The 25,185-nt window shown below is 48.9% G+C and carries 21 protein-coding genes; 14 read left to right on the top strand and 7 right to left on the bottom strand.

Annotated elements, in window-relative coordinates; genetic code table 11:
* On the bottom strand, positions 1–257 hold a 257-nt coding region (locus QZ310_RS12450; RefSeq protein ID WP_297073332.1), incomplete at its 3' end, for an ATP:cob(I)alamin adenosyltransferase.
* Positions 258–721: 464 nt separating this feature from the next.
* Between QZ310_RS12450 and QZ310_RS12445 the strand changes: the two genes are divergently transcribed.
* The 3 genes from QZ310_RS12445 (at position 722) to QZ310_RS12435 (ending at position 3,469) form a co-directional block, all read left to right on the top strand.
* Positions 722–1,327: a riboflavin synthase gene (locus tag QZ310_RS12445; protein WP_297073330.1), complete on the top strand. Its 606-nt coding sequence runs from the start codon at positions 722–724 to the stop codon at positions 1,325–1,327.
* 399 nt (positions 1,328–1,726) lie between these two features.
* Positions 1,727–2,353, top strand: coding sequence for an FKBP-type peptidyl-prolyl cis-trans isomerase (locus tag QZ310_RS12440; protein WP_297073328.1), 627 nt, complete (start codon positions 1,727–1,729; stop codon positions 2,351–2,353).
* A gap of 201 nt (positions 2,354–2,554) precedes the next feature.
* Positions 2,555–3,469, top strand: a complete 915-nt coding sequence (locus tag QZ310_RS12435) for an FKBP-type peptidyl-prolyl cis-trans isomerase (RefSeq protein WP_297073326.1) — start codon at positions 2,555–2,557, stop codon at positions 3,467–3,469.
* 81 nt (positions 3,470–3,550) lie between these two features.
* Here the strand turns inward: QZ310_RS12435 and QZ310_RS12430 are convergent, their stop codons facing one another.
* The 3 genes from QZ310_RS12430 to QZ310_RS12420 form a co-directional block, all read right to left on the bottom strand.
* Entirely contained in the window at positions 3,551–4,747 is a 1,197-nt protein-coding gene (locus QZ310_RS12430; protein WP_297073324.1) for a DUF5309 family protein, read from the bottom strand.
* A 57-nt stretch (positions 4,748–4,804) separates the two neighbouring features.
* A complete protein-coding gene (locus QZ310_RS12425; protein ID WP_297073321.1) occupies positions 4,805–4,975 on the bottom strand; it encodes a hypothetical protein in 171 nt (56 codons plus the stop codon).
* A 193-nt stretch (positions 4,976–5,168) separates the two neighbouring features.
* Positions 5,169–6,299: an OmpA family protein gene (locus QZ310_RS12420; RefSeq protein ID WP_297073319.1), complete on the bottom strand. Its 1,131-nt coding sequence runs from the start codon at positions 6,297–6,299 to the stop codon at positions 5,169–5,171.
* A 556-nt stretch (positions 6,300–6,855) separates the two neighbouring features.
* Between QZ310_RS12420 and QZ310_RS12415 the strand changes: the two genes are divergently transcribed.
* The 8 genes from QZ310_RS12415 to QZ310_RS12380 all read left to right on the top strand — a co-directional run bounded on the left by QZ310_RS12415 (position 6,856) and on the right by QZ310_RS12380 (position 17,772).
* Positions 6,856–7,566 (top strand): NUDIX domain-containing protein, encoded by a 711-nt coding sequence (locus QZ310_RS12415; protein ID WP_297073316.1) that lies wholly within the window; start codon positions 6,856–6,858, stop codon positions 7,564–7,566.
* 115 nt (positions 7,567–7,681) lie between these two features.
* Positions 7,682–9,166, top strand: coding sequence for an FGGY family carbohydrate kinase (locus tag QZ310_RS12410; protein WP_297073313.1), 1,485 nt, complete (start codon positions 7,682–7,684; stop codon positions 9,164–9,166).
* Between the two features lie 48 nt (positions 9,167–9,214).
* The gene (gene xylA, locus QZ310_RS12405; protein ID WP_297073309.1) at positions 9,215–10,531 is read left to right on the top strand and encodes a xylose isomerase; all 1,317 of its coding nucleotides are present in this window, start codon (positions 9,215–9,217) and stop codon (positions 10,529–10,531) included.
* Between the two features lie 291 nt (positions 10,532–10,822).
* The gene (xylE, locus tag QZ310_RS12400) at positions 10,823–12,307 is read left to right on the top strand and encodes a D-xylose transporter XylE (RefSeq protein ID WP_297073307.1); all 1,485 of its coding nucleotides are present in this window, start codon (positions 10,823–10,825) and stop codon (positions 12,305–12,307) included.
* Positions 12,308–13,032: 725 nt separating this feature from the next.
* Positions 13,033–14,880: a leucine-rich repeat protein gene (locus QZ310_RS12395; RefSeq protein WP_297073305.1), complete on the top strand. Its 1,848-nt coding sequence runs from the start codon at positions 13,033–13,035 to the stop codon at positions 14,878–14,880.
* Between the two features lie 31 nt (positions 14,881–14,911).
* Positions 14,912–15,508, top strand: a complete 597-nt coding sequence (locus QZ310_RS12390; protein WP_297073303.1) for a hypothetical protein — start codon at positions 14,912–14,914, stop codon at positions 15,506–15,508.
* A 9-nt stretch (positions 15,509–15,517) separates the two neighbouring features.
* Positions 15,518–16,963, top strand: coding sequence for a DarT ssDNA thymidine ADP-ribosyltransferase family protein (locus tag QZ310_RS12385; RefSeq protein WP_297073300.1), 1,446 nt, complete (start codon positions 15,518–15,520; stop codon positions 16,961–16,963).
* Positions 16,960–17,772 carry a hypothetical protein gene (locus QZ310_RS12380; protein ID WP_297073298.1) on the top strand — a complete coding sequence of 271 codons (813 nt, stop codon included), beginning with the start codon at positions 16,960–16,962 and terminating at the stop codon, positions 17,770–17,772. The genes QZ310_RS12385 and QZ310_RS12380 overlap by 4 nt, the downstream gene beginning before the upstream one ends.
* A gap of 175 nt (positions 17,773–17,947) precedes the next feature.
* Here QZ310_RS12380 and QZ310_RS12375 read toward each other — a convergent pair whose 3' ends face one another.
* Complete coding sequence (locus QZ310_RS12375) at positions 17,948–18,520, bottom strand: four helix bundle suffix domain-containing protein (RefSeq protein WP_297073295.1); 573 nt, start codon at positions 18,518–18,520, stop codon at positions 17,948–17,950.
* A 396-nt stretch (positions 18,521–18,916) separates the two neighbouring features.
* On the opposite strand from QZ310_RS12375, the gene QZ310_RS12370 reads away from it, so the two are divergent.
* The 3 genes from QZ310_RS12370 to QZ310_RS12360 all read left to right on the top strand — a co-directional run bounded on the left by QZ310_RS12370 (position 18,917) and on the right by QZ310_RS12360 (position 21,715).
* On the top strand, positions 18,917–19,585 hold the full coding sequence (locus QZ310_RS12370; protein ID WP_297073293.1) for a bifunctional 4-hydroxy-2-oxoglutarate aldolase/2-dehydro-3-deoxy-phosphogluconate aldolase: 669 nt from the start codon (positions 18,917–18,919) through the stop codon (positions 19,583–19,585).
* Between the two features lie 105 nt (positions 19,586–19,690).
* On the top strand, positions 19,691–20,863 hold the full coding sequence (uxuA, locus tag QZ310_RS12365) for a mannonate dehydratase (protein ID WP_297073291.1): 1,173 nt from the start codon (positions 19,691–19,693) through the stop codon (positions 20,861–20,863).
* 39 nt (positions 20,864–20,902) lie between these two features.
* Positions 20,903–21,715: an SDR family oxidoreductase gene (locus QZ310_RS12360; protein ID WP_297073288.1), complete on the top strand. Its 813-nt coding sequence runs from the start codon at positions 20,903–20,905 to the stop codon at positions 21,713–21,715.
* Positions 21,716–21,819: 104 nt separating this feature from the next.
* Here QZ310_RS12360 and rbr read toward each other — a convergent pair whose 3' ends face one another.
* Together rbr and glmS are read right to left on the bottom strand one after the other, a co-directional pair.
* On the bottom strand, positions 21,820–22,404 hold the full coding sequence (rbr, locus tag QZ310_RS12355) for a rubrerythrin (RefSeq protein ID WP_297073286.1): 585 nt from the start codon (positions 22,402–22,404) through the stop codon (positions 21,820–21,822).
* 144 nt (positions 22,405–22,548) lie between these two features.
* Positions 22,549–24,396: a glutamine--fructose-6-phosphate transaminase (isomerizing) gene (gene glmS / locus QZ310_RS12350; RefSeq protein ID WP_297073284.1), complete on the bottom strand. Its 1,848-nt coding sequence runs from the start codon at positions 24,394–24,396 to the stop codon at positions 22,549–22,551.
* Positions 24,397–25,185 lie beyond the last annotated feature (789 nt).

Genomic DNA, 25,185 nt, shown 5'->3' with positions numbered 1-25,185 from the left:
TGCCGTAGGCTGAGACTCGGGGGGAGTTTTTGGTAGGCTCCGATGTTGAAGAGGGTGTTGTTGATTGTCAGGAGGGTTGAGGTGACGAAGTCGTCGAGTTGGGTGCAGTGGGCTTGGACGAGGCCTATCATTGCGTTTAGTTCGTCGAGGGTGCCGTAGGCTGAGACTCGGGGGGAGTTTTTGGCGATGCGCTGTCCGCCGATGAGGGAGGTTGTGCCGGCATCGCCGGTGCGTGTGTAGAGGAGGCTTTTTTTCATGATTTCTGTGGTTGTTTTGGTTTGATTGGCAAATTTCGTAAATTTGCAGGAGATAGGCAAGTTTGAGGCTTGTTGGGTTTAGAGGGCTAAGGCTAATAAGCCAAATAGGTCCAATAGGGCTGATAGGTCCAATAGGCCTAATAAGCCAAATAGGGCTGATAGGTCAGATAAGCCTAATAAGGCTAATAGGCCTAATGGATTCTATCTAAAAGCTTATGGCTTCGGACTAAGGGCTGAGGGCTTGAAGATTTGGGCTTGGGGCTGATGGCCCGGGCTTGAGGCTGAGGGCTTGAATTTGGAAATCGAAAAAGAAATTGGAACTAAAACCCCAAAAACTTAACCCCAAAAACTAAAAGCTTAAAGCTAAGGACTGAAAGCTTAAAGCTAAGAACTAAAAGCTTAAAACTAAAAGCTTAAAATTAAAAACTAAAAAAACTAAGAACTTAAAACTCAAAACTAATCTTATGTTTTCTGGTATAGTTGAGGAGGCCGCTCAGGTGGTCGAAGTTGTGCGCAAGGAGGGTAATGTTGACCTTCGCGTGAAGTGCAGTTTTACTGATGAACTGAAGATTGATCAGAGTGTGGCTCACAATGGTGTGTGTCTGACTGTGGTTTCTCTTCCGGGCGACGGTACATATACTGTGACTGCGATTCAGGAGACTCTTGACCGCAGTAATCTCGGTGGTCTGAAGGAGGGCAGTCTGGTGAATCTCGAACGCTCTATGATGATGAATGGCCGTCTGGACGGTCATATCGTGCAGGGCCATGTGGATTGCACCGCTGTCTGCGAGGAGATCGAAGAGGTGGAGGGTAGCCGCTACTATAAGTTCACCTATAAGGTCGCTCCCGAAATGGCTGCAAAGGGTTATGTGACTGTCGAGAAGGGTTCGGTGACTGTCAACGGTGTGAGCCTTACGGTCTGCGATTCGGAGCGCTATTCGTTCCGCGTGGCTATTATTCCCTATACTTTCGAGCATACGAATTTCAAGGAGATTCGTGTGGGAAGTGAGGTCAATATCGAGTTTGACATCATCGGGAAGTACTTGGCAAAACTTAGTACACAGTACTAAGTTTTGCCAAGTACTAAGTATAAAGTATTAAGGATAAAGTGTTAAGTATTTATCGGATGGGCTGTCGGTTGTTCATTCGGCATACGCGCTACAGCGCGTCCCTACAATCGTCGGAGGCTCTGCAATCTTTGGAGTCATTATAATCTCCGGATAGATTCTTGGTGCTATGTCCTGACGACTAACAAATGTAAATGATTGATTATAAAGTATAAAGTCTGTCGGCCGGACAACTATTGGGGTTGTCGGGTTGTTGAAGGTGTGGAGTTTGGAGTGAGTTTCATTCCGGCTCCGGAAGGGGCTAAATGATTAATTTAACTTTTTTAAATTAAAAAAATCAACGCGTAGCGATAAAATAGCCTATCTTTGCAGACTTGATGACAACTAAATTGATATATAATTATGGAAAATAAAGAATTAGACCGTATCAGCTATGCTCTCGGATTGAGCATGGGTAATAATTTCCGTGCCAGCGGCATCCAGGAAATCAATGTTCAGGATTTTGCCGACGGCGTTGCCGCCGTGTTCTACGGAAGTGAGCCCAAGATGACTTACGATGAGGCTAAGGCTGAGATTCAGAAATATTTCACTGCTCTCGAAGAGAAGCAGAAGGCTGAGGCTGCCAAGATGGCTGAGGTCAACGAGGCTGCGGGCAAGCAGTTCCTTGAGGAGAACGGCAAGCGCGTAGAGGTCAAGACCACACCTTCAGGTCTCCAGTATGAGGTGCTTGAAGAGGGTGACGGCGAGATGCCTACCGCTCAGGATCAGGTTGAAGTACACTATACCGGCAAGCTTATAGACGGCACAGTGTTCGACAGCTCTGTTGACCGTGGCGTTCCCGCTACCTTCGGTGTCACTCAGGTAATCCCCGGATGGGTTGAGGCTCTTCAGCTCATGAAGGCCGGTTCGAAGTGGCGTCTGTTCATCCCTTCACAGCTCGCCTATGGTCCTCAGGGTGCGGGTGGCGTGATCGGCCCGAACTCCACACTGATTTTCGACGTGGAGCTGCTTAAGGTGATTAAGAAGTGATTTGTAATGCATGATTCATGATGCATTATTCATAATTCATGATTGATGCATTGCTGAATCAGCAAGGATAAAAATGCGTGGAGTTCCGGACCGGTGTGGTCCGGGACTTTCGCAGTAATAGCTGACTTTTGCCGTAAGGGCGGGTTCAGTAGAAAAAACGATAAAAAACACCATTAAAAAATAACTTACCAACCAAAATTTATGAAAAAGCTTATCATGGCTTGCGGCGTTGCCGCACTGATGCTTGGCGCAAGCTCTTGCGGCAATTCATCATCTTCTTCCAACAGTGCCAACAAGGGTTTTGGCGATTCTCTCTCTGTCGCTATGGGTGACGCCCAGGGCGCACGTCTTCTCTCGGAATACATGACTCTTCCCGAGGATCAGAAGGCAAACATCAAGAAGGAAGACCTTCTCCGCGGTCTCAAGCAGGTCATCATGACCGACACCACCCAGCAGGGCTATCTCACCGGTATCAGCTTCGGCCTTCAGATGGTCGGCCAGCTCTTCCGCTATGAAGAGGCAGGTGTGCCCATCGACCGTGCAAAACTCTATGAGGCATACGCAAAGGCATTCTCTGCCGACACTATCAACGCCGACGCAGTTCGCGAGGCTCAGACCACCTTCCAGGTTCTCGCAGAGCAGGCTCAGCAGAAAATGATGGAATTCTATCAGCAGAAGGAAGAGGAAGCAAAGGCTGCCAAGGAAAACAGCCCCGAAGCTAAGGAAAATGTAGCTGCCGGTGAAGCTTACCTCAAGGACCAGATGGCAAAGGATCCCGCAATCAAGGTGACTGATTCAGGTCTTGCCTACAAGGTTATCAGCGAGGGTACAGGCGAAGCTGTCGGTGCTAACGGTAGCGCAAAGGTGAAATATGTCGGCAAGCTCATCGACGGCAAGGAGTTTGACAAGAACTCTGAAGGCGTTGTGATGAACCCCAACCGCGTAGTTCCCGGTTTCGGTGAGGGTCTCTCCATGATGAAGAACGGCGCTCACTACATCCTCTACATCCCCGGCAAGCTTGCCTACGGTGTCGACGGCAACCCCCAGGCCGGCATCGCCCCCAACGCTATGCTCGTGTTTGATGTCGAGACTTCTGAGGTGACTCCCTCGAAGTAAGATACTGTCCATACGGACAAAAAATGGCCTCTGAAGATTTTTTCTTCAGAGGCCTGTTTTTTTACCTTAGAGGATAGTGGTTTAGCCTTCGGCTTCGATGCGGAGGTGGGAGTCGGGGTAGCGGAGGACAAGGCAGGAGGCTTCGGTGAGGACTACGCCCTCAGTGTTGCGTACACCCTGCTTGCGGAAGCTGATGCGGTCGGCCGAGAAGGGGACGTGGGTGTATTTGGTGATGTAGTCAGGGTCGATGACCATGCCGGAGTTCTCCTTACCGCAGAGGTCGAAGACTTCGGAGTGGTGGACGTAGAGGGTTCCGAACTTGGTGACGACGAGGTGGAAGTCCACGCCCCACACGCTTTCCTTCTCCTCGGCGCTGATGACCTTCATGTGGGGGCTCTGGTTGAGGGCTTCCATGAGGCCGGAGCCTCCGAGGAGCACCTTGCGCGACGAGCCGGAGCGGCCGGTGAAGGCTGCGCGCGAGAGCTGCACGAGCGTGGCGGTCGAGATGTCGCCCTTGGGATAGGTGAAGGTGCGGTCGGTCTGGTTCCAGATGCCGCCGGTGAAGAGGATTTCGTCGGGATTGTCGCCGATGGCCACGCGGGCGCGTGCTCCGAAGAGGAATGATTTTTCCATGCCCATGCGCATGTCCATGATGGCCACTTCCTCCTGGTCGGAGAAGTTCCAGCCGACTTCCTTGTCGGAAAGTCGCTGATAGAGGCTCTCCTCCACCTGGGATTTGAATATCTGGCAGTAGTTGTAGTCCTTGCGTGGGAGTGCGACATACTGGGCGGTCTGGACATCCAGCTCGCGGGCGGCGCGGCCCATGCGGATGACGGGGTCACCCTTGCTGACGGTGCCGATTTCAAGCATGGTGGCCGTGTCGGGAATGTTGACGGGAACGAGCGAGAGGGTGTTGGCGTTGACTGCGGCGACGTAGGCCACGAGAGCCTGTCCCTTATAGGCACCGTCGGGAATTGTGAGGGTAGGGATGAGGACTGTCTCGGTTTCGGAGAAGAGGGAGCCTTTAGCGACTGTGAGGTCGAAGGACTGACCGTGGGTGAGGGGAAGGTTGCGGATGGTATCGGCTACCGTGGAGCTGCCTTCCTTGGTGTCGACGGAGTAGTAGTCGACGCGCATTGAGGCAGCCTTGCGCGCTCCGACCATTCGCGAAATCTGGTCGAGGGGAGTTGAAGAGGGGCGGATTTTGACGATGCGGTCGTCGATTGCACTGCGGAGAAGGTTGGGGGAAAGTTCGTTGGTGAGAGAGGTTGTCAGCATGTTGATTCAGGTTTTTTAGGTGTTAAAGTGTAGGTTTGTCTGTCAGTTTGCATTTCTTCAGTCCGGCCAGGCGCTGCGGCGCGGAGTGGAGAGGATTCGTGAGGTAGGGTCGTCGGGGTCTGCCGGAGTGTCGGGTTCGGTAGTGTTTTCAGCGGTTTCGTCGATGAGTGCCGAGTCGGGATGGCGGACGAATTCAAGAGGTGCGGGTGGGGTTTGGGGTGTCTGCATGGTCTTTTCGGTTTTTAAGGGTTAGGAAGTGAATTGATTTGTTTGACATTGCAAAGTTAAGGTCGGAATCGGGGTGAAATGGTGCGATAATGCAAAAGCGGGTGCAAAAAAACTCCCGCCGGAGGTTGGTCCGGCGGGAGCTATAAGTCGTTTTCAATATATCACCTATATATTATAGGTGTCAGAGCGTTGATTAGTCGGCGTCAAGAGTACAGATTGAAACTCGGTTCCAGGATTCTTCGCTGAACATGTGGCCGATGCCCTGTCCTTCAGCTGAGATACGGCTGGGGTTGATTTTGTATTTCTTGATGAGGGCGTTCTTGACAGACTCTGCACGGGCCTTTGCAAGACGTTCGTTGAGTTCGACGGGACCGTCGGCTGAAGCATAGCCGCGAACCTGTACGGTAGCCTTGGGATGGTTGTTGAGGTAAGCTGCGATCATCTCGATGTTAGGCTGCTGGTCGGCAGTGATAGTGCTTGAACCAATCTTGAAGAAGACGTAGCGGACAGATTCGAGATTGTTTTCCTTGACAACCTTTGCGGGCTTGGCGTTTGCTGCTGCGAGGGCTGCGGTGAGTTCGGCGTTCTTGGCGTTGGCTGCTGCGAGAGCTGCGTCGCGACCGTCGACTTCAGCACGGAGTGCGTTCACGCGGCCATTGAGTTCGGCGACTTCGTAGGAATTGTCGGGAGGACAGGTGACACACTGGAAGCCGGGGCCGAAGTTGTAGTTGAGACCTACGGTGAGGTTGAAGTTTGCACGCTTGAGGTCGAGACCCTGATCGTGGTGGCCTGTACCGTTGCCGGTTACGTTCCAAAGGACACTCGGTTTGAGCGAGATGCCGAAGTGGTCGGTGACGGCGAAGTTGAAGTTGAGACCTGCCTTGGCACCGATGTTGCTGTGGTCGCTGCCGTAGCTTACATAGTCATGGAGCCATCCGATACCGACGAGAGCGTCGACAGTGAATGCGCGGGGTTCGCAACGGAAGCCACAGAAGGCATTGGTGAGGTTGAAGGTACCGTAAGCTCCGACGTAGGTGTTGTCAAAAGCGGTTTTGCTGTGACGGCCACCGTTGACCGAAGAGGTGTTGATACCTGCTATTCCTTCAACTCCGAGACCGAAGAGGGGGGTGAGCTGTTTACCAATGTGCAGACCAACGTTCGGGCGGATGTTGCCGAAGAAGGAGTGTCCCTTGAGAGGTGTTGTGATACCACCGTCAAGACCGATCTGCCAGTTGTCGCCAAATGTGGGGCGTTCGATGATGTCCTGTGCCGAGGCACTCATAATACAGCCGACGAGGGCTGAAGCAAGAAGAATACGTTTCATGTTTTTGCTTTTTAGTTGAAGTGTAAGAGTTTTTTCGGAAACAAGAGGTTTCATTCGTTATTAATACTCTAATTATTGGTGATTATTGTTTGTTTGTTAAAATTTTTAGTTGTTTGTTAATGGTCGGCCCTCTGTTTTGCAGTGAGAGTTGAAACTCGAGGCGCTTTATTCTCTAAACAAACGATGATGGGAAAGGAGTGGAGCGGTTAAGAAAATTTAACAAAACGGGGCGGCGGATTGAAGCGGCAGGACTTATTGTAAAAATGACCATAAGCATTCGCGCGTCGCGCGTGGTATAAAAGCGAGGTAAACAACGGGTTTGAGGGCTGAGGGGGGATAGGAAAGATGACTTATTGTAATTTTGACGAAAAGAGGCTTTGGAATCAGGCGTAAAGTGGCGCAACGGGAAGCGTAAATATGTTTTATAACATGTTTTTGGAGCGAAAATGGTGGACGAAAATTATTAATTTTGTAAGCAGAAGCAGAAAAACCATCTGTTTCGCAGAAAAATAGCACATCTTTTATACATATAACCTTAAAACACCTAAAACTTTTTATGGCTCCACTTGCCAATAACCACATCTCGGTGGATTGCGTCGTTTTCGGTTTCGACGGTGAAAATCTCCGGGTACTGCTTTTGAAACGCAGAGGCAGCGATGTAGGCGGCGAAATGTTCTCGGACAATAAACTGCCGGGCTACCTTATCTATCAGGACGAGGATCTTGACGATGCGGCATCAAGAGTATTGAAGGACCAGACCGGTCTGACAGGAGTAGCGCTCACCCAGTTCAAAGCATTCGGCTCGAAAGACCGCAAGAGCAAGCAGCGCGACCTCCATTGGCTCGAAAAGGAGCAGGCAAAAGTGAAGCGCATCGTGACCATCGCCTATTTCTCGCTTGTCAAGCTCGACAAGAATCTTGAGAAGAACGTGAATTCGGAGGCCGCTGAGTGGAAGAAACTCAACGAACTCGGCGAACTTGCATTTGACCACAACCAGATAATCGAGGAAGCTCTGCGCGCAATCCGCCGCGAGACCGACAACAACCGCGCGCTCATCTTTGACCTTCTTCCGAAGAAGTTCACCGCCTCGCAGTTCAGGATGCTCATGGAGATTCTCTACGGCAAGCCCCTCGATGTCCGCAACTTCCATAAGAAAATCTCACAGTTGCCCTACATTATTCCCCTTGACGAGCGTCAGCAGGGAGTGGCCCACAGAGCCGCCCGCTACTACCGCTTCGACAAGAAGGCCTACAGCGGTTCGAGATAACCGCCGGAGGAGGAATCCGTGCGGGTGGCCGGACGGAGAGTCCGCGGTGGCTCCACGGATAGATGAAGAATTTAACGTACCTAAATATATTCCAATAAAAAACGAAGACAGAACTATGTATCTCTTAGGATATGATATAGGAAGCTCGTCAGTGAAAGCGAGCCTTGTGAACGCCGAAACCGGCAGGACGATTGCTTCGGACTTCTATCCGAAGACAGAGGCTGAAATCATCGCCGTCAAGCCCGGTTGGGCAGAGCAGCGCCCCCAGCAGTGGTGGGACTGCCTCAAACATGCCACCGAAAGCATCCTCGCGGTCGCCAAGATTGACTCGAAGGATATTAAGGCAATCGGCATCTCGTATCAGATGCACGGCCTCGTGATGGTCGACAAGAACAAGGTGCCCCTGCGCCCGGCAATCATCTGGTGTGACTCCCGCGGTGTCCCCTACGGTGAGAAAGCCTTCGGCGCTCTCGGTGAGGAGAAGTGTCTGAGCCACATACTTAACTCTCCCGGCAACTTCACAGCCACTAAACTTGCGTGGGTGAAGGAGAACGAGCCGGAGGTCTTCGAGAAAATCGACAAAATCATGCTCCCCGGCGACTATATCGCCATGCGTCTGACCGACCGCATCTGCACCACCGTTTCCGGTCTGTCGGAAATGATGCTCTGGGATTTCAAGGAGGGCAAGGTTGCCGACTTCCTCATGGAATATTTCGGCTTCTCGGAGGGAATCATCCCCGAAATCGTCCCCACATTCTCTATCCAGGGCCGCGTGACAGCCGAAGCCGCAGCCGAACTCGGACTCGCCGAAGGCACTCCGGTTTCGTATCGTGCGGGTGACCAGCCCAACAACGCGCTTTCGCTCAACGTGTTCAATCCGGGTGAAATCGCGTCGACCGCCGGAACCTCCGGAGTGGTCTACGGTGTGCTCGGCGAAGTGAACTATGACACCAAGAGCCGTGTTAATACTTTTGCCCATGTGAACCACAGCAACGACGCAACCCGTCTGGGTGTGCTTCTCTGCATCAACGGCACCGGTATCCTCAATTCGTGGAGCAAACGCACAGTGGCACCCGAAGGTATCAGCTATGCCGAGATGAACGATGTCGCCGCCAAAGCTCCCATCGGAGCCGAAGGTGTGTCGGTCATTCCTTTCGGTAACGGTGCCGAGCGAGTGTTGCAGAACAAGGAGGTCAACTGCTCGATCCACGGCGTGAACTTCCTGACCCACAACAAATCGCATATCCTCCGTGCGGCTCAGGAGGGAATCGTCTTCTCGTTCATGTATGGAATGGAAATCATGGAGCAGATGGGTATGCCCATCAACAAGATCCATGCCGGACATGCCAACATGTTCCTCAGCCCCCTCTTCCGCAACACGCTTGCCGGAGTGAGCGGTGCGACAATCGAGCTCTACGACACCGACGGCTCTGTCGGTGCTGCAAAGGGTGCAGGTATGGGTGCCGGAATCTACCGTGACAACAACGAGGCGTTTGCATCGCTGGAGAAGATTGAGATTATCGAGCCTTCGCAGGCCGACCGCCACGCCTATCGCGACGCATACGAACTCTGGAAAGAGCGCCTGATGCGGGAAATCTAATTGAAACACAATCTTATTTTACCAAATTATACCAATTACATTATTATTATGGCAGTTAAAGAATATTTCCCCGGTATCGGGAAAATCAAATTCGAAGGCAAGGACTCTAAGAATCCCATGGCCTACCGTTACTATGACGCAGAAAAAGTAATCCTTGGCAAGCCCATGAAGGAATGGCTCAAGTTTGCTATGGCATGGTGGCACACCCTTTGTGCAGAAGGTGGCGACCAGTTTGGCGGTCCCTCCAAGAAATTCCCCTGGAACGAAGGTGCCGACGCTCTCACCATTGCAAAGCAGAAGGCTGACGCAGGCTTCGAGTTCATGCAGAAGATGGGCATCGAGTATTTCTGCTTCCATGACGTTGACCTCGTTGACGAAGGCAGCTCTGTCGAGGAATACGAGCACAATATGAAGGAAATCGTTGCTTATCTCAAGGAAAAGATGGCCGAAACCGGCATCAAGAACCTCTGGGGTACTGCAAACGTGTTCAGCAACGGCCGCTACATGAACGGTGCTGCAACCAATCCTGACTTCGACGTTGTTGCCCGTGCAGCCGTCCAGATCAAGAACGCTATCGACGCAACAATCGCCCTCGGCGGTACAAACTATGTATTCTGGGGTGGTCGCGAAGGCTACATGAGCCTCCTCAACACTGACCAGAAGCGTGAGAAGGAACATCTCGCAATGATGCTCCGTCTTGCCCGTGACTACGCTCGTTCAAAGGGCTTCACCGGCACATTCCTCATCGAACCCAAGCCCATGGAACCCTCAAAGCATCAGTATGATGTTGACAGCGAGACTGTCATCGGCTTCCTCAAGGAGCATGGCCTCGACAAGGACTTCAAGCTCAACATCGAGGTGAACCACGCAACTCTCGCCGGTCACACTTTCGAACACGAACTTGCAGTGGCTGTCGACAACGGTATGCTCGGCTCAATCGACGCAAACCGTGGTGACTATCAGAACGGCTGGGATACCGACCAGTTCCCCATCGACAACTATGAGCTCACCCAGGCCATGATGCAGATCATCCGCAACGGTGGTCTCGGCAACGGCGGTACAAACTTCGACGCAAAGACCCGTCGTAACTCTACCGACCTCGACGACATCTTCATCGCCCACATCGCAGGTATGGACGCTATGGCCCGCGCACTCGAAAGCGCTGCCGCTCTTCTCGAAGAGTCACCCTACAAGGAAATGCTCCGCGAACGCTATGCTTCATTCGACGCAGGCAAGGGCAAGGAATTCGAGGAAGGCAAGCTCACTCTCGAGGATGTCTATGTTTACGGCAAGGAAGTTGGTGAACCCAAGCGCACTTCCGGCAAGCAGGAGCTCTACGAAGCTATCGTCAACATGTATTGCTGATATGACACAGGGTGTGGCGTTGAACCCGCCGCACCCGCGTCATGACTATATGATGTTCGTGCTGCCACGCAAGTGGCGCACGGACATTTTCCCAATATCCCCGGCCGGTCGCACCGGTCGCTGTCGTAAACCCCTTGTTTCTTATTGGAACAGCGCGTGTGTTGCCGTAGTTGCACACCTATATATCGAATACTCTTTCCTTCAGCCATCCCTCTCATGCCTCATCTCTTTCAAACCGCAATAAATCAAGAAAACAAATCATATCACATCTAACAAACTTCTTACCAAACCATGAATTATCCCCAGAAAGGAAGCAAGATCTACCTCTTTTCGATAGTGCTCGTTGCAGTGCTCGGTGGTCTGCTTTTCGGCTATGACACAGCCGTGATTTCAGGAGCCGAGAAGGGCCTTCAGGCATTCTTCCTCGGAGCGAAAGACTTTGTCTACACTGACACCATCCACGGTATCACCTCGTCGAGCGCGCTGCTCGGCTGCATCATCGGTGCTGCGCTTTCAGGCTTCTTCGCCTCATATTTCGGACGTAAGAAATCACTTGCCATCGCCGGTGTCTTCTTTTTCCTCTCAGCCTTAGGAAGCTACTATCCCGAATTTATGTTCTTTGACTACGGTGTGCCCACCGGAAGCCTCCTCGTTGCCTTCAACTTCTACCGTATCATCGGTGGTATCGGCGTTGGTCTTGCGTCGGCAATCTGCCCGATGTATATCGCCGAGGTCGCTCCGTCGAATCTTCGCGGTACACTCGTGTCGTGGAACCAGTTTGCCATCATTTTCGGACAGCTTGTCGTTTACTTCGTCAACTTCCTCATCCTCGGCGAGCACACTCAGCCAGTCATTGAGAAAATCGGCGAGACACTCTATCAGGTAAGCTCCGAGTCCGACACATGGACCATCGAGAGAGGCTGGCGCTACATGTTCGGCTCCGAAGGCATCGTGGCAGGTATCTTCACCATCCTCGTCTGCCTCGTCCCCGAATCGCCCCGCTACCTCGCACTCACCGGCCGCGATGAGAAAGCCCTCATGGTGCTTTCACACATCAATGGCTATGACAAGGCCAAGGAAATCCTTACCCAGATTAAGAGCACTGTCGAGGTCAAGAGCGAGAAGCTTTTCTCATTCGGCATCATGGTCATCTTCGTCGGTGTCATGCTTTCAGTGTTCCAGCAGGCTGTTGGTATCAACGCAGTGCTCTACTATGCACCCCGTATTTTCGAGTCGATGAACATGGGCAACCCGATGGTCCAGACCATCATCATGGGTATCGTCAACATCTCGTTCACCCTTGTGGCTGTGTTCTCTGTTGAGAAACTCGGACGCAAACCCCTCCTCATCTGGGGCTCGATTGGTATGGCAATCGGTGCGTTTGGCGTATGTATCTCCAACATCGTCGACGGCATCGCCCCCATCGTTCCCGTCATCTCCATCATGGTCTACTCGGCATCATTCATGTTCTCATGGGGTCCCATCTGCTGGGTGCTCATCGCCGAAATCTTCCCCAACACCATCCGTTCGCAGGCAGTCGCAATCGCAGTGGCCTTCCAGTGGATTTTCAACTTCATCGTCTCCTCTACGTTCGTTCCGATGTACAACATGCACGGTCTCGGCATGGGAGATAAGTTCGGCCACATGTTCGTCTATGCCCTCTACGGCATCATCTGCGTAGTCGCCGCATGGTTCGTCGCCGCCCTCGTCCCCGAAACCAAGGGCAAGACCCTCGAAGACATGACCAACCTCTGGCGCAACCGCGACAAGAAGTAATCATTCTCCGTACTCAATATTAGAGTATAGAGATTAAAGTATAGAGTATAGATAATAGTCAGGCAATATGCCGTAATTGTACTATTATCTATACTCTATTTTTTATGCGGGGAAATTGCATGAACTATTTGGTTTTAAACAGAAATAATTTTATTTTTGTGTCATAGCTTCTTACTTTATTAATCTTCAAATCATAGAGGCTTTCTTAATAATGCTGAAAGTAGAATTGATAATATTATTAATAATTTAAATATTCATGATGAAGAAATTAATCAACAAAGATGAATCTAAAAATTCATGTTAAATTTGAGTTCTCATTTACTTTTGAAGTAAGTGGGGTAAATAATCTGCAGTTATTTAATAAACTGATTGATTATTTGTGTATTATAAAACGGGTTCTGTTAATGTTGGATTTTATTGATGATATTGTTGAATTTGGTATTAATGATGATTTTGGAGTTACTTTTCTAATTAGATTGTTAAAGATTTGTTTGTATGTGAGTCGTCGATTTTGAATTCACATATAAAGCTACTTTTGATATTTGTAATAATAGTACTGATAGTAAATATACTTATTTTGAATATGCTGATTGATAATGAAAATCACGGTCAAAATTATGCAGACAGCAGATATAATTTTGACCGTGATTGTTTTGTATCTGATATTTTCATTATCTTTGTAGATACCCTTAACCTTATTTGAAATCTCATTGTAAATAAAACAAATGGAATACCCTCTGATTTCGGAATATCGTGATGCTATTCTTTCTGCGGAAGATAATTTTAAAGAACTCTCTACCCTTCGTCCTGTGCTTGACGGTAGAGGAAATCCGGTTATGTCGAGTGGTAACTTTGCTGTTATTTTTAAGATGAGAGATGAAGTTACCGGTAAGCTATATGCAGTAAAATGCTTTATAAAGGAGCAGGAGAGACGTAATGAGAGCTATCGGAAAATTGCAGATGAGTTGGAATGTGCGTCATCGTCCTACATCGTTCCATTGCGTTATTTGGAGGATGAACTTTTTGTTGATTCAGAGCAGTGCGACAGTGAAGAATTCCCGGTCGTTTTAATGGATTGGGTGGAGGGTCAGACTGTTTCCAGTTATATAGAACAACATATAGACAATCGCTATGACCTTGAGATGTTGAGCTATCGATTCAACCGCATGGCAGCTTGGCTCCTGACGCAGCCGTTTGCGCATGGCGACCTCAAACCCGACAATATCCTTGTCCGTGAAGATGGGTCGTTGGTATTGGTAGACTACGATGGTATGTATGTACCGTCAATGAAAGGTGAATCAGCGCGTGAGATTGGGAGCCCCGATTACCGTCATCCATCGCGTACAGAGAAAGATTTTGATGAGCATATCGAAGATTTTTCAATCGCAGTAATCGCTCTTTCATTGAAGACAATCGCTTTGAAGCCGAAACTAAGGTCAACCTCAACGAATGATACCCTCTTGTTTACTGAACGCGACTTCCAGGACACTTCTATGTCCTCTACGCTTAATGAAGTTCTGACTCTTGCATCAGATAAGGAGTTGTGTTTACTGTTGGGCGCGTTTTTTATAACATTAGCTAAGAATAGCTTGGAATTGCTCTCTTTCCGAACATTACTAACTGAAAAACCGGAAAAGCTAAAGCTTAGTTTGGTTGAAGAGATTGTTGACACGAGTGTAAATGATGACGATTTGGCAGAAGGAGTTGCAGATGAATTTGGAGTGATTTATAGTAAGGATGGGATTCGTTTGTTGAAATGTCCTGATAAGTCATTATTAGTGAATTATAATATTAAAGAAGGAACGAAGATGATATGTGATTGTGCTTTCGCAGGGTGTGAATCCTTGCAAAGAGTTACGATCCCGAATTCGGTCACTACAATTGGAGAGAGAGCTTTTCGTATGTGTGAATCATTGCGAAGTGCGAATCTTCCTAGTTCAGTTAAGACTTTAGCCCCAAATCCGTTTAGTGGATGTGGTCAACTTCACCTATCAATTTCAGAAAAATCACGATTTACCGTTACTGATGGTTTGCTCGTTGATGAGAGAGGGTTTCTAATTTCTTGTATTAGTCAATCACTAACTATAGAAATACCGAATTCAGTCACGAGAATTGGAGATAATGCTTTCAGAGGGTGTGAATCCTTGGAAAGAGTTACGATTCCAAATTCGGTCACTACAATTGGAGATTGGGCTTTTTCCGACTGTGTATCCTTGGAAAGAGTTACGATTCCAAATTCGGTCACTACAATTGGAGATGGGGCTTTTTCCGACTGTGTATCCTTGGAAAGTGTTACGATTCCAAATTTGGTTACAACAATTGGAGTTTATGCTTTTAGTCATTGTTTCTCCTTGCAAAGTGTGATAATTCCTGATTCGGTTTCGATAATTGGACGTCTTGCTTTCCATGCGTGTGAATCTTTGGAAAGTGTTACGATCCCGAATTCAGTCACGACTATTGAATTTGGGGCTTTTTTAAGGTGTTTCTCCTTGCAAAGTGTGATTATTCCGGATAAGTTAATATTAGATAAAAAAGTCTTCCCATCTAACTGTAAGGTTATTCGTAGGAAATAAACTAAAATCATATTTTTATAGAGAGTAATCCATGATTATTATAGAATCCAAGCGAAAAAAGATTGACAATATCTTCAAAAAATATCCTGATGCTTATATCGTGGATGTTACAAGTAAGGCTGAGGATGGGATGGTTGCGCTCAGCCCGTTTTATCCACATGGGGGAATTCCCGTACCTTTCAGCGATGGTGTGACGGCTGAAAGTGTGGAGGGTATATGGCAAGGATTGAAGGTCTTTGAGGATGAAGGTGTGGATACTGCGGTGTTCCGTAACAGAAGTATGAAGAATATAAAAAGGTCGGTCCGTAAGCACGGAAAGGTCCTGGGACACAGAAAAGGCATTAAAGGTACTGAGATATTGACGTATGTTGAAGCCAAGCATCTGATTTATATTCCATCATATAGGTGGGTGCTTCAAAACAAGGTGTCGGATATGGTGGAAAGACTTAAAGAAGAATCGGTGAAGCGGACAGTCGTACTCCTTGACTACAATACCTGTTGCGATGTCGACAGCAACACGAAGCCCCTTTCTCATGCCTATCTGATAAAAGCTTATATAGAGGGTCTATATCCCTACAGTGATAAAAAAGAAGAATTACTCCCGACACTTCCCTTTGAGGATTTATAATAAACCACTATGGCACGACGAGACAATTACCAATCATTCAAAGAGCTTCTTGACAAACACGGTATAAAGAAGCTGTATCATTTCACAGACAGAGACAACCTCCAATCAATCATTGAGAATGGCGGCCTCTATTCATGGGCAGACTGTGAGGCGAAAGGTATCCATATCCCTAAACCGGGTGGAAGTGATCTCTCCCGCAGTCTTGACAGAAGAGATAATTTGCAGAATCATGTAAGGGTTAGTTTCGTCAAAGGACATCCGATGATGTATGTTGCAATGGATGACGGTCGAATTACGAATCCTGTTGTCCTTGAGATTGATCCGGAAGTGATTTATGACAATGAAACGAAATTTTCTGACATAAATGCGGTGCGAAATGGTGCGACGGTAGGAAATTCCATAGATGATTTCAAGAACATCCACTTTGAGACAGTAAAGACAGGCGATTATTTTGATCTTGATGAGGAGGAACAGCCGTTTTATCAGGCAGAAGTGCTTGTGAAGAATTTCATCCCTCTTGAAAAGATACTCAACATATCGAATTTCGGTATACGCATCCCTACAGCTACAAGACAGATGCAGAGCAAGATACCATATACGGCACAGATAACCCGAAGCACTCCTTCGGCATTTATATTCCTGCTTGACCATTCCGTAAGCATGTCGAGGACAACAACACTTATGGGTGAACCGATGACGATGGCTGAGGCTGTTGCGCGTATTGTAAACCGGCAGATAAATGAACTGGTCCTGAGATGCATTAAGTCAAACGAAGTAAGACATTATTTCGATATAGCGGTTGTCGGGTATGGCGATAAATCATATAGTGCATGGGAAGGCGCACTCAAAGGTCGTGATTTCGTCTCGCCGGAGGAATTGCGTGACAATCCTTTCAAACGCATCATGGTAAAGGAGGAGAAAAAGACCCGTCGAGGGACTGTGGTTAAGGAAGTGGAAAAAGTGCAGTGGATTCAGGCTGACCATTCAGGACACTGGACTCATTTCCATAAGGCGTTTGACCATGCAAAACAGCTTCTTGGACAATGGATGGAGCGTCATCAAGACAAGGACTGCTATCCGCCAACAATTATACATATAACTGACGGCCAGTATAATGGAGCGACTAAGGAAGAAGTCCAGCAGAAAGCTAATGAGTTGAAGTCCATGTTTACAAATGACGGAAATGTCATTCTGTTCAACATCCACATCAATGTAAATAAAGAGGCGAATATCACATTCCCTAAGTCAATAGAGGAGCTGGCCGGCAATAGGTTTGCAATTGACCTTTTCGAATTGTCAAGTTTGTTGCCCTTACGGTATAATGAAGAAATCTGTAAAATCAAAGCCACGGATTCATCACAACGGCATTCGGCTATGGCTGTAAATGCCGATATGTCAACACTTATAAAACTTATGGATATAGGTACACCAACCAATATAAGCTTATCGAAATGACGAAAACAAAGAGCGTGACATTAGGAAAATTCGAGGAGAACGCAATCAATGAGGATGCGGTGATAGCTCGAAAAAATATAATCGCCGTTTCGGATGGAGCGGGAGGCGGAGGATTGTTTGCCGACCGATGGTCGAAATATCTGTTAAGGATGCTACCCGATTCACCGATACAATCATCTGTAGAACTGGATGAATGGATCGGATCAATATGGGAAGAATTTTACAATCGGGCAGAGGAATCGGCAAAAGAATTGGGAGGCATGGCTCTTGATAAGTTTTATGATGAGGGATCTTTTGCAACGCTGGCTGCAGTCTGGAAACAAGAGGATGGAACATGTCGATGGATGGCGTACGGTGATAGTGTGGTGTTTCACTATGATTTCGCTACTAAGAAACTAAGCCACTCCTTTACATCATTGGCTGATTTTGACAACCCACCTTTTCTTATCAATTGTAAAGATGAATTGAATCCGCTTGGATTCGGAAGCGGGGAGTTTACATTGGGGAAGAATTCATTCGTTTTCGTGACTAGCGATGCGTTGGCTCATTATATTATAATGATGTATGAACTCTCCCATAAGGAGATTTATATGGAAGAGATAAGTCGGGCTCAAAACGAACTATCGAAGCACAGCAATGTCATAAAAAAAGTAATGGCTATCGGAGAGTTCAGTTTTGAAACTATGGTCATACGAAAACTGCGAAAGGTGGTTTATAATGAGGTCATGCTAAGGAAATGGTTGAAATCCTTATACAATAAAGATGTTTTAGTCATGGATGACTATTCTGTGGCAGTTATGTATGAATGAAAGTGTCAAAATACATCGTCGTATATGAGGCTTTGGAATAATGAAAAGAAACAAGCACCTTTACAGCTAAAGTATGGAGTTTGATAGATGCTTTTATGATGATTAAGCCGAAAAACATGCCTCAGAATTAATTTGAATGAGACCCCAATGTCCTGATTACTTCTCTATTTGTCGCTCAGTTGAGGGGAGTATTTGTTGAATTGCTGCGGTTGCGGTGTTCGAGTCGGGATTTGAACATGAGTTCTTTGATGCCTCCGTTTTCGAGAAACTGCTGTTGTTGGCGTTGGAGTAGTTTGCGCAGCATGTAGGTCGCTTGGTTGATAAGTGTTATGCAGAGGTTGCAGTAGCCTTCGGGGTCGAGGTGTTCGGCGAGTCGGGTAGGGTTGTTTGAGAAATCTTGGCTTCGGAGGTAGCTGCGCAATTTGTCGGTGCGGGGGTGGTTGATGCCCCATATAGCGAGATTGTGTTGGCGAAGATAGTCTTCGTAGTCAAGGAGGAGTTCTTCGAGCGATGCCTTGGCCACGTTTGTGAGTTTTATCTCGGTTTCCTTTGAGGTTGCTGATGCTGTGCTTCCTTCTGCGATGTTTTGCTTGCCACTGCGGGCTGCCTGCTCCATTTGGTCGCGGGTTCGGCTGTTGGCGGGTATGAATCGCTTGACAAAGATAGCAGTGAGGTCGCAGATGGCTTCTGCAATCCGGTAGACTCTCAGATTGCGGTAGCCACCTGATTTTGGAAGGAAGCCTGTCATAGTTGTGAGTTTTTAGTGAGGTTTGAGGGTTTAGGGGAGAGGGGGGAGAGGGAAGAGCGGAGAGGGGGGATTGCCGGAGTTATCGGACTGGTCGGACAGGTCAGACAGGTCAGACAAGTCGGACGGGTCGGACTGGTCTGAGGGTCGGAGCTGACTCCTGAGAATGCAAAGATAACAAATTATTATCCAAAGTTCAAGAGGCCAGGGAGTTTTTAATGGGTGTTGAAATTATTTGAGGTAATCGGAGGCTTTTTGAGATGGGCTGAACCGATTTTTAGATTGTCAGAGAAAGGATTAACAATAAATGAGATAATTTTTTTCAGCGTTTCATGGGAATTGCTTAACTTTGCGAATATAATCAGATTATCATTATCCTTAAATTTACCAAACGAAATTATGGCAAAATTTGATAAAATTGCAGTGCTTGCCAAGATGGGTGAGACTGGCGTTGTTCCCGTGTTCTATCACAAGGATGCAGAAGTTGCAAAGCAGGTTGTAAAGGCTTGCTATGATGGCGGCGTTCGTGCATTTGAGTTCACAAACCGTGGCGACTTCGCTCACGAAGTTTTCGCAGAGGTTGTGAAATTCGCTGCCAAGGAGTGTCCTGAGATGGCTATGGGTGTAGGTTCTATCGTTGATCCCGCCACTGCTGCTCTCTATATCCAGCTCGGCGCTTGCTTCGTCGTTGGCCCGCTCTTCAATCCGGAAGTTTCGCGTGTCTGCAACCGTCGTCTCGTTCCCTATACCCCCGGCTGCGGAACTGTCAGCGAGGTTGGTGCAGCTCAGGAGACCGGCTGTGACCTCTGCAAGTGCTTCCCCGGCGACGTCCTCGGCACCAAGTTTGTCAAGGGCCTTCTCGCTCCCATGCCCTGGACCAAGCTCATGGTTACCGGCGGCGTAGAACCCACCAAGGAAAACATCGAAGGCTGGATCAAGGCCGGTGTATGGTGTGTCGGCATGGGTTCAAAGCTCTTCCCGAAAGACCGCGTAGCTGCTCAGGACTGGCAGTATGTCACCGACAAGTGCCGCGAAGCGCTCTCGTTCGTTGCTGAAGCCCGCAAGTAATCTATCGGAAAACAGAAATCATACGGGGCGCAGTCCGGGGGAGGTCAATCAAGCCTCGCGGATCTGCGCCTTGTTTTATACTCACGTCTAAACAAAAACCACTGAATGGAAAAGACATGGCGTTGGTTTGGTCCCAACGATAAAATTACTCTTGAGATGCTCCGTCAGATCGGTGTCGAAGGCATCGTAACAGCCCTGCATCACATTCCCAATGGCGAAGTGTGGTCGCTCGAGGAGGTTGAAAAGATGAAAAACTTCATCGAGAAAGCCGGGCTCCGCTGGAGTGTGGTCGAGAGTCTTCCGGTCAGCGAGTCGATAAAATATGCCGGCCCCGACCGCGATCAGCTCATCGAAAACTACAAGGAGTCGCTCCGCAATCTCGGCAAGGCCGGTGTGAAGACCATCTGCTACAACTTCATGCCCGTGCTTGATTGGGCGCGTACTGACCTCGAATATCCCAACCCTGACGGCACTTCAAATCTTTACTTCAACCGTGCGGAGTTCGCATATTTCGACATCCATATCCTCAAACGCGAGGGCGCTGAGAAGGACTATACTGACGAAATCCTTGCCCGCGTCGACGAGCTTAAGTCGACTATGGATGCCGAAGGTGAGAAGCGTCTCGTCGAAAACATCATCGTGAAGACCCAGGGCTTCGTAAACGGCAATATCTCTGAAAATGACCTTGACCCGGTTGCGAAGTTCCGCGAACTTCTCGCGCTCTACGACGGTATTGATGCCAATCAGCTCCGCGAGAACATGAAATACTTCCTTGAGGCCATCATGCCCGTCTGTGACGAGTATGACATCAACATGTGTGTCCATCCCGACGATCCCCCGCTGCAGATTCTCGGCCTTCCCCGCATCGTCACCTGCGATGCCGACATCCGTGCATTCCTCGACGCGGTCCCCAATCCCCACAACGGTCTGACATTCTGTGCCGGCTCGCTCAGCGCCGGTGCCCACAACGATGTTCCCGCGCTTGCGAAGAAATATGCCGACCGCACCCACTTCGTCCATGCGCGCATCTGCAACGTCATGCCCAACGGCGACTTCAAGGAGTCGACCCACCTCGACCCGCGCCTGATAGACGTCGTGCGCACATTCGAGAAAGAGCGTCCCGGTGTCCCCATGCGTGTCGACCACGCTCCCCTCATGCTCGGCGACGAGAAGATGGGCTACAACGCCGGTTACTCCTTCCATGGCCGTATGCTTGCTCTCGGTATGGTTTCAGGTATCATGGCTACCATCGATGCAGAGAACGCCGAGTGCAAATAAATTCAGATATAGAACATACACAAACACTTTGACAGATACATGAACGAATTATTTTCAGTAAAGGACCAAGTGGTTGTCATCACCGGCGGAACCGGCGTCCTCGGCCGTTGCATCAGTGAATACCTCGCCACTCAGGGTGCGAAGATTGTCATCCTTGGCCGTCGTCAGGAAGAAGGCGATGAGATTGTGAAGGCTATAACCGACAAGGGCGGTGAGGCGATGTTCCTCGTGACCGATGTGATGAACCCCGAAGTCGTGCAGGCCAACTGCGATGCTATCATGGCTAAATATGGTCGTGTCGACGCGCTTCTTAACGCTGCAGGTGGCAACATGGCCGGTGCGGTCATCGCGCCCGACGGCAACTTCTTCGACGTGAAAATCGATGCCTTCCAGAAGGTTCTCGACCTCAATCTCACCGGCACCGTCATTCCGACCCAGATTTTCCTCAAGCCTATGGTAGAGGCAGGCAAGGGTTCGATTGTCAACTTCTCTTCGATGGCTGCCTTCCGTCCCATCACCCGCGTCATGGGCTACGCAGCCGCCAAGGCAGGTATCTCCAACTTCACCGCATTCATGGCAAATGAAGTGGCTGCCAAGTTCACCCCCGGCATCCGTGTCAATGCCATCGCTCCCGGCTTCTTCATCACCAACCAGAACCGCGCCCTTCTCACCAACCCTGATGGCTCTCTCACCGCTCGCGGTGCTGCTGTCATCCGTCAGACCCCCTTCGGTCGCTTCGGTGAACCTGAGGAACTTTGCGGAACCATCCAGTATCTCATCTCGGATGCTTCCAAATTCGTGACAGGCACAGTCGCTGTTGTCGACGGTGGTTTCAACGTCTTTGCAATGTAATAAAGCCTCCATCCGGGCGGTATGCCCAAAAGAAATAGAGGAGCGTGGAAACCTTCGGGTCGCCACGCTCCTCTTCGTTATTCGGATGGATTGCATTTCTGATTTTAGAGTTCGTCCATATCGAGGGCGATATAGTGCTGGTAGGGATGGTCACATGCGGGACAAACCTTTGGAGGCTCTGTGCCTTCAACCTGATAACCGCAGACGAGACACTGCCATGTGATGGGTTTCTCACGTTTCCATACTGTCCCCTCCTTCACTTGCTTGAGGTAGGCATTGAAACGGTTCTCGTGGCGCTGCTCGATTTCAGCGATTGCACGGAAATGCTCAGCGATTTCAGGGAAACCTTCTTTTTCGGCTACTTCTGCCGATTTTGTATAGAGTTCAACTCCTTCGGTTCTCTCTTCGGCTGCGGCTGTCGCGAGGTTCGAGGCTGTATCGCCGATGACGCCTGCGTCAACGCCGAGTTTCACGTCGAGGTTACCACCTTCAAGGAATTTGAAGAAAATCTTGCCGTGGCGGAGTTCATTGGCCGCGGTCTGACGGAAAATTTCACCGATAGGGAAGTAATTTTCTTTGTCAGCCTGACCGGCATAATATGTGTAACGGGAATAAGCAGCTGATTCAGCCATATAGGCTATGACCAGATTTTTTTCGGTCTCAGTGCCTTTGATACTTTTTTTAGCCATAATAAATATATAGATTAAGTTGATTGTTTTGTGGTTGTCTATATAGAACCATCAGTATGGCCAAAAAGTTGACATGTCGGATGACAAAAAAGCTCACGGAGTCAATCCGTGAGCTTTTTGTATCGTATGGAGTCTGCGTGGGGATTATTCCACAGTCACAGACTTTGCAAGATTTCGGGGCTGGTCCACGTCCTTGCCCTTGTTGACAGCGATGTAGTAGGCAAGTAACTGCAAGGGAATAGAAGCCACGATAGGAGTCAGGCATTCAGGCACTTCGGGAATCTCGATGCAGAAATCGGCAATGTCGTTCATCGCCTGGTTTCCGCGTGAAACGATGGCCACCACAGCACCTCCGCGCGACTTCACCTGCTGCACGTTGGAGATGATCTTATCGTAGAGTGAATCGCTCGGTGCGATAATCACGCTCGGCATCTCGTGGTCGATGAGCGCAATGGGGCCGTGCTTCATCTCGGCAGCGGGGTAACCCTCTGCATGGATGTAGGAGATTTCCTTCAGCTTCAAGGCTCCTTCAAGCGCGGTGGGGTAGTTGTAGCCACGTCCGAGATAGAGGAAATTGTGGGCGTAAGCGAAGATTCTTGAAAGTTTCTTCACGTCGGGATCCACTTTCAGTGCTTCCTTGATTGTCTCGGGGAGCTTGTCGAGGGCTACGAGCACATTGTGGAGTGTTTCCTGATCCACTGTGCCTCTGAGCTGGCCGACAGAGAGCGCGAGGAGTGTGAGGACGGTCACCTGACCGGTGAAAGCCTTGGTTGAGGCCACGCCAATCTCAGGACCTACATGGATATAGGTTCCGGAATCGGTGTTGCGGGGGATGGATGCTCCGACAACGTTGCAGATACCGTAGACGAATGCGCCCTTCTCCTTTGCAAGCTGGATGGCAGCGAGGGTGTCGGCAGTCTCGCCTGACTGGCTGATTGAAATCACGATGTCCTTCTCGTTGAGCACCGGATTGCCGTAGCGGAATTCCGAAGCATATTCCACCTCGACGGGAATCTGGCAGAAGTCCTGGATGAGACGTTTGCCGATGAGGGCTGCGTGCCAGGATGTTCCACAAGCCACGAGGGTGATGCGCTCTGCCTTCATGAAACGCTCCTTGTTGAGCTCTACGCCTGAGAGCACAACGCGTGAACAGTTGTCGACAATACGTCCGCGCAGACAGTCGCGGAGAGTCGAAGGCTGTTCGAAAATCTCCTTGAGCATGAAGGTGTCATAACCGCCCTTTTCGAGCTGAGCGAGAGACAGTTTCAGCTTGTGGATATTGATAGTGGATGGTTCGTTGCTCGAAAGCGAGATGACCTGAAGGGGCTCGTTGCGGCGGATGATGCCGATTTCGTTGTCCTTCAGATAGATTACTTTGTCAGTATAGCCGACAATAGGTGTAGCGTCAGAGGCGATAAATGTCTCGCCTTCGCCGACTCCGATGACGAGCGGAGAGCTCTTGCGGGCCACAATCATAGTGTCGGGGTTGTCCTGCTCGACAACTGCGATTGCGTATGCACCCTCAACCTGAAGGAGAGCTTCGCGCACTGCTTCGAGGAGTGTGCAGGAGGAAGTGAGTTTTATATATTCGATGAGCTGCACGAGCACTTCTGTGTCCGTCTCGCTCTTGAATTCATAACCATGGTCGGTAAGGACCTTTTTGAGAACGGCATAATTCTCGATGGTGCCGTTGTGTACGAGGGCGATCATTCCGCTCTGCGACACATGGGGGTGGGCATTCACATCGTTGGGTTCGCCGTGGGTTGCCCAGCGGGTATGGGCGATGCCAAGAGAGCCGGAAGTGCATCCTGCCTGGGCTACCTGCTCCAGATTGGACACCTTTCCTTGTGATTTATGGACATGAAGCTTGCCGTCGCAATCAATGAGAGCGACGCCTGCACTGTCGTAACCGCGATATTCAAGGCGCTTAAGACCCTGGATTAATATCTCGTATGCTCCGTTGGAGCCAAGATAACCAACAATTCCGCACATAAAGTCTTTAAATAAGTCGTGTTTTTAATTTTTATCAACCGGCATGAGATTCATTCAGACTGACGTCTCGGCCGGTTTCCAAGATTAAGAATGAATTATGAATTAACAATTACTATTATATCCGAAAGATGGCCGATGGCCACATTGTTCCAAATATTTTGCAAATATACGAAAAATTGTTCTATTTTCCCAAACAAAGTCCCAAATTCCATCTGTAAAATTCTTTAATATAATATAATGTGGTAAATGCAATAAAATTGGCTTAACTGTTAAAATTCTGTTAAAACATCTATGAATATTTGGAGGATATGTAGAAAGTGTCTACCTTTGCACTCGCTTTTGAGAAGCAAGCCCCACAGCGGTGAGGCGATAAAGATTGAAACGCTGAAAAACTTGATTTGGTTCGCCGATGAAAAGTTAAAAAGATGTTAAAATCTCGAAAACGATTTGTGAGTCTCGAAAATTCGACGTACCTTTGCAAAGTTTTCCGCTGAACGTCTTGAGAGGCGCTTCTGAGAAAGCGAAACGAGAACATTGAAATATTTGCAACAATAACGAAGTAGTACAAGAGTCATTCACCATATATAATATATGTGTGGTGATAGAAAATGAACTCTGTCAAATTTCCATATCCGGTGTTCAACCGATAAGTCAGACGGGATCCGGCCGAAGTCTCTGTGAAAGCAAAATAAAAGAACAGAACAACGGTCTTCTTTTTGTCAGCTTTCCTGCTCTATTTATAAAATAGAAAAGAAAAGAAAAAGATAGACAACAACGAAGAGTTTGATC

The organism is uncultured Duncaniella sp. (assembly GCF_910577345.1).
In the GTDB taxonomy this organism is placed as follows: Bacteria; Bacteroidota; Bacteroidia; order Bacteroidales; family Muribaculaceae; genus Duncaniella.
This window is presented reverse-complemented; position numbering and strand designations above follow the sequence as displayed.

Coding starts and splice junctions, on each gene's coding strand:
- QZ310_RS12445 (WP_297073330.1), top strand. CDS start 722: ATGTTTTCTGGTATAGTTGAGGAGGCCGCTCAGGTGGTCGAAGTTGTG.
- QZ310_RS12440 (WP_297073328.1), top strand. CDS start 1,727: ATGGAAAATAAAGAATTAGACCGTATCAGCTATGCTCTCGGATTGAGC.
- QZ310_RS12435 (WP_297073326.1), top strand. CDS start 2,555: ATGAAAAAGCTTATCATGGCTTGCGGCGTTGCCGCACTGATGCTTGGC.
- QZ310_RS12430 (WP_297073324.1), bottom strand. CDS start 4,747: ATGCTGACAACCTCTCTCACCAACGAACTTTCCCCCAACCTTCTCCGC.
- QZ310_RS12425 (WP_297073321.1), bottom strand. CDS start 4,975: ATGCAGACACCCCAAACCCCACCCGCACCTCTTGAATTCGTCCGCCAT.
- QZ310_RS12420 (WP_297073319.1), bottom strand. CDS start 6,299: ATGAAACGTATTCTTCTTGCTTCAGCCCTCGTCGGCTGTATTATGAGT.
- QZ310_RS12415 (WP_297073316.1), top strand. CDS start 6,856: ATGGCTCCACTTGCCAATAACCACATCTCGGTGGATTGCGTCGTTTTC.
- QZ310_RS12410 (WP_297073313.1), top strand. CDS start 7,682: ATGTATCTCTTAGGATATGATATAGGAAGCTCGTCAGTGAAAGCGAGC.
- xylA (WP_297073309.1), top strand. CDS start 9,215: ATGGCAGTTAAAGAATATTTCCCCGGTATCGGGAAAATCAAATTCGAA.
- xylE (WP_297073307.1), top strand. CDS start 10,823: ATGAATTATCCCCAGAAAGGAAGCAAGATCTACCTCTTTTCGATAGTG.
- QZ310_RS12395 (WP_297073305.1), top strand. CDS start 13,033: ATGGAATACCCTCTGATTTCGGAATATCGTGATGCTATTCTTTCTGCG.
- QZ310_RS12390 (WP_297073303.1), top strand. CDS start 14,912: ATGATTATTATAGAATCCAAGCGAAAAAAGATTGACAATATCTTCAAA.
- QZ310_RS12385 (WP_297073300.1), top strand. CDS start 15,518: ATGGCACGACGAGACAATTACCAATCATTCAAAGAGCTTCTTGACAAA.
- QZ310_RS12380 (WP_297073298.1), top strand. CDS start 16,960: ATGACGAAAACAAAGAGCGTGACATTAGGAAAATTCGAGGAGAACGCA.
- QZ310_RS12375 (WP_297073295.1), bottom strand. CDS start 18,520: ATGACAGGCTTCCTTCCAAAATCAGGTGGCTACCGCAATCTGAGAGTC.
- QZ310_RS12370 (WP_297073293.1), top strand. CDS start 18,917: ATGGCAAAATTTGATAAAATTGCAGTGCTTGCCAAGATGGGTGAGACT.
- uxuA (WP_297073291.1), top strand. CDS start 19,691: ATGGAAAAGACATGGCGTTGGTTTGGTCCCAACGATAAAATTACTCTT.
- QZ310_RS12360 (WP_297073288.1), top strand. CDS start 20,903: ATGAACGAATTATTTTCAGTAAAGGACCAAGTGGTTGTCATCACCGGC.
- rbr (WP_297073286.1), bottom strand. CDS start 22,404: ATGGCTAAAAAAAGTATCAAAGGCACTGAGACCGAAAAAAATCTGGTC.
- glmS (WP_297073284.1), bottom strand. CDS start 24,396: ATGTGCGGAATTGTTGGTTATCTTGGCTCCAACGGAGCATACGAGATA.